This window comes from Pseudomonas sp. CM27 (assembly GCF_013179515.1).
Taxonomy (GTDB): Bacteria; Pseudomonadota; Gammaproteobacteria; order Pseudomonadales; family Pseudomonadaceae; genus Aquipseudomonas.
On the sequence record NZ_JABMCN010000212.1, the window covers coordinates 9,531 to 10,670 of the forward strand.

At 63.8% G+C, this 1,140-nt stretch carries 2 protein-coding genes; both read right to left on the reverse strand.

The genetic code is table 11. The features are described 5' to 3' along the window. Window positions 1-524: 2Fe-2S iron-sulfur cluster-binding protein (locus HP547_RS22350; protein WP_172287447.1), on the reverse strand; the 524-nt coding region annotated here is incomplete at its 3' end. A gap of 131 nt (window positions 525-655) precedes the next feature. Continuing rightward, the coding region (locus HP547_RS22355) for an NADH-ubiquinone oxidoreductase-F iron-sulfur binding region domain-containing protein (protein WP_306140562.1) at window positions 656-1,140 on the reverse strand (485 nt) is incomplete at its 5' end.

Sequence of the window (1,140 nt, forward strand, 5' to 3'; positions counted from 1 at the left end):
GCGCCGTAGACGCCCAGGTCGGTACCACCGGCGTAGTCCTTGTAGTAGCGCACGCAGCGGTAGCAGGCGATACAGCGGTTCATCTCATGGGCGATGAACGGGCCGAGGTCCTGGTTCTGGTGGGTACGCTTGGTGAAACGGTAACGGCGCTCGTTGTGGCCGGTCATTACCGTCATGTCCTGCAGGTGGCAGTGACCGCCTTCCTCGCATACCGGGCAGTCGTGCGGGTGGTTGGTCATCAGCCATTCGACGACGCTGGCGCGAAACGCCTTGGACTCATCGTCTTCGATGGAGATCCAGGTGCCGTCGGAGGCAGGGGTCATGCAGGACATGACGATACGACCACGGGTGTCGTTTTCGTCGGTGTACTGCTTGACCGCACACTGCCGGCAAGCGCCGACGCTACCAAGCGCCGGGTGCCAGCAGAAATAAGGGATATCGAGGCCTAGCGACAGACACGCCTGTAACAGGTTGTCTGCACCGTTGACTTCGAGCGCTTTGCCGTCTACGTGGATAGTGGCCATTGTTCAAAGTTCTTCGTTGGCCCGCGTGAGCGGGCGTGGCTAATGGAAATCTGTGCGCCTGCGGCACGCCTCGCTCGATGCGGGCCGGCCTGCAGGCTGGCGGGTGGCACGGACCACCCGCGTCTGTATTGTTACGCGCCGACCATAATCGGCTTCGCCAGGTTCGGGCGCAGGCTGGTAGCGCTTTCAGGCGCCACGCCGGCCTCGAACTCCGAGCGGAAGTATTTGATGGCACTGCCCAGCGGCTCGACGGCACCCGGTGCGTGAGCACAGAAGGTACGGCCAGGGCCGAGGAAGTTGACCAGCCCCAGCAGCGTCTCGATGTCTTCGGCGCGGCCCTGGCCATTTTCCAGTGCGCGCAGCATCTTCACGCTCCACGGCAGGCCGTCACGGCATGGGGTGCACCAGCCGCACGACTCGCGGGCAAAGAACTCTTCCATGTTGCGCAGCAGCGAAACCATGTTGACGCTGTCGTCCACCGCCATGGCCAGGCCGGTACCCATGCGGGTGCCCACCTTGGCGATGCCGCCGGCATACATTTGCGCGTCGAGGTGCTCGGGCAGCAGGAAACCGGTACCGGCGCCGCCTGGCTGCCAGCACTTGAGCTTGAAGCCGT